The organism is Ketobacter sp. MCCC 1A13808, assembly GCF_009746715.1.
Lineage (GTDB): Bacteria > Pseudomonadota > Gammaproteobacteria > Pseudomonadales > Ketobacteraceae > Ketobacter.
Window position 1 is genome coordinate 1 of sequence record NZ_VRKW01000048.1, and the last position, 2705, is coordinate 2705.

At 41.2% G+C, this 2705-nt stretch carries 4 protein-coding genes; all 4 read right to left on the reverse strand.

Translation table 11 applies throughout. From position 1 onward, the window contains the following. Positions 1-794 precede the first annotated feature (794 nt). The gene (locus FT643_RS22875) at positions 795-1220 is read right to left on the reverse strand and encodes a hypothetical protein (protein WP_198043831.1); all 426 of its coding nucleotides are present in this window, start codon (positions 1218-1220) and stop codon (positions 795-797) included. A gap of 9 nt (positions 1221-1229) precedes the next feature. Further along, entirely contained in the window at positions 1230-1586 is a 357-nt protein-coding gene (locus tag FT643_RS22880) for a hypothetical protein (RefSeq protein WP_156873715.1), read from the reverse strand. A 195-nt stretch (positions 1587-1781) separates the two neighbouring features. Beyond that, the gene (locus tag FT643_RS22885) at positions 1782-2150 is read right to left on the reverse strand and encodes a hypothetical protein (protein ID WP_156873716.1); all 369 of its coding nucleotides are present in this window, start codon (positions 2148-2150) and stop codon (positions 1782-1784) included. Continuing rightward, the gene (locus FT643_RS22890) at positions 2147-2554 is read right to left on the reverse strand and encodes a DUF6973 domain-containing protein (protein WP_156873717.1); all 408 of its coding nucleotides are present in this window, start codon (positions 2552-2554) and stop codon (positions 2147-2149) included. The genes FT643_RS22885 and FT643_RS22890 overlap by 4 nt, the downstream gene beginning before the upstream one ends. Between the last annotated feature and the right edge of the window lie 151 nt (positions 2555-2705).

Below are 2705 nucleotides of genomic sequence, written 5' to 3' on the forward strand. Positions count from 1 at the left end.
GCTTTTCGCTACTTAAAAATCCGACCGAATAAACGGTAGCAATGTCCTACCACGCCCGCGCTAGAGTAAATGTAGGACCGCTTGGTTTTAAAATTATTTCAGCTCGCAAAGTTATAACGCCGGCAACATGGGCGCAGTGTAGTGGAGCGTTTTTTGTGGTAAAAAGAGCGCAGCGATACCACAAAAAAGGCGGAACGAAACTGCGTCCCGTGCTTGCCCTGGTTATTTGTTGCCTGTACAAAAGCGAATTGCCTGCACCGAACCACCCAACTATTTTTTGACTTTGACCATTAATGCACTGCAACTAAACAGTGCCTATGAAGCTTGAATCCTAGTGGGCCTGCCCATCGGCTAAGGATGCTGCCGTAGAACACACCGATTGTCACTCGAAGAATGCACAGGTGGTTGTGGCAACGAAATCCATCACGTTCAGAAACCACCATGGCACCACAAACACTAAACGAAATCACGGCCCGATTACGGAACCGTGCTTCCTGAACTCAATCGCTGGCTTCATTCATCGCTACGGAGAAAAGGCAAAATCAAATAGATTGCGGATCAGCTAAAATTCATCACCATACTTTCCGAACGATTGGTAGCAATGCCCCGCCCGACTGCGAAACTGTAAATGAAAAACCTCTTGGTTTTAAAAAAGGCTTTCAGCCTGCAAAAAAATAACGCCCGCGTCAGGGGCAAAACGTAGCGGAGGAAAATTGTGGTAAAGTTTGCGTAGCAAACCACAATTTACCGCAGCGTAGTTTTGTCCCTTGCACGCGTTTGTTAGGCAACCCTGGCTACTCGGCAGGAATTAAAAATGATGAACCAACGAGTTCCGATTTTAGACTAATTAAGGCCCAGTAATCTTTGTTATTTTTATCTGCTATATAATAGGTTTTAAATTTATCTGTTTCAGCAAAGAATCCATACTTTGAATCATCATACAATATTTCTGTAGCTCCTTTGTCTTTCATCATAGCATAGCCAGATTTCACTTCTTCTACAGCAGACTCAAACATGTCTTGCTTTTTTATTGACTTGTATGTAGCAACTAATTTTCCTTTTTTTCTTAACCATATTTCATCACCAACGAGCTCGAGAGTATCGAATGCTTGATGAGACAAAAATGTACTAACATGATTTATTGGCTTAATTTCAAGCTTCTGTGAAGCACAAGAAGCCGTAAAAAGACAAACAATCGCAAACAAACATTTTTTTATCATCATCAATACCTAATATTTTAATGACATGACAATGTCACTTTTAAATTTATTGGCCAAAAAGACTTTGCACATTATATTTACTTTTTCATTATCCATTAAAAATGGCTTACCAGCAGCCCGAATTACCCTCAACGCCCATTTTTGCAGATTTTTTGTGGGCATCAATAAATCAGAAGGGTTTGGTACAGAATCAATCCACTTACTACAATCAACCGTCTCATGAAGCATCTTTGCCACAGCGTTTACCGTCTCATCACTCACTGCCCCATACGTAAATCTGCTAGCAACAGCTTCACCATAATACGCTTTAACTATCGCCTTTATATACGTGACATCTTCCATTGTTATCGCGTCATAATCTGACATATTTTTCTCCTTGATAAAAAACACGCATATAGATAGACAGATAGCGCGCAAATTTTGACTGCCTAACGTCGTGTTCAGGGGACCGAAAAGCGGAGAGGTTTTTGTGTTAATGTGGAGCGTAGCGTAACACACAAAAAATTCGTAGCTTTTTGGTTCCCCTGCAACACATGGTTAGGTGATCCAGACCATTTTCCGTCAATTTCTTTGATATTCCTCTACATAAACATTTTTAACCTGGGATGTGCTCTCATTTCCCTCAAGTGAAAAAGCCAACACATATTTCTTTCCTTCGTGCTCAATCAGGTACGCGGGAAAATATTCTTGCACATAGTAGGTTGTAGGCTTCCCCAGCTCAGAGATAATCTGCCTTTTAGTCAATTTAGTAATTGGTTCATTTTCGTGAAGAAAGCTGTAAACCATTTTGGATCTGTCTCCCGGCAATCCATCGCCCCATGCTTCTCGCTCGAAAGGCTGATCTCCTAGATATCTGTATTCAGTGATATCAACACTCTTACCACAACCGATAAGAACCAGAAAAAATACCGCCAATAATAGCCTACTCACTTCACGATTACCTTTAATTTCCCATCAGAATAAGCCGCCATACAGAGACCAGATAACGTAATCTCATCTCCACCAAACATCCCTATTTTTAGTCCAACGTAATTGTTGTACATATCCATTATGAATTCATCCTCTGGGTTTCCATTCCATAGCTCGTGCGCCTCAAGAAATGATCGAGCTAATGAGTATCCGATATTTGCCGATAAAAGAGCTGAAAAGTAGCAATGGCGAAAGCTATCACTCGCGTCATTATGCCCATTATGGCCAAATCGATTGATTGTCTCAGTTGTAGCTGTACTGGCAAAATACTCGATATCATCCGCAATCCAAGGGCTGCTGCTTATTACCAGTTTTTCTCGCCAGTTTAGTTTGTCATACTTTTTACGTGCGGTTGAATATTCCATTATTTACTCCCTATCAAAATTCCGAACACCTAACGAGAGTAGATATATGGAATCGTTAAGAAAGTTGGCGGTCAGCTTGCGCAGCAAGATGGGTGACAACTTTTAGATTCCATATCATCTGGTTGTTATATTGCGCTCGTCCCTCGGTGTT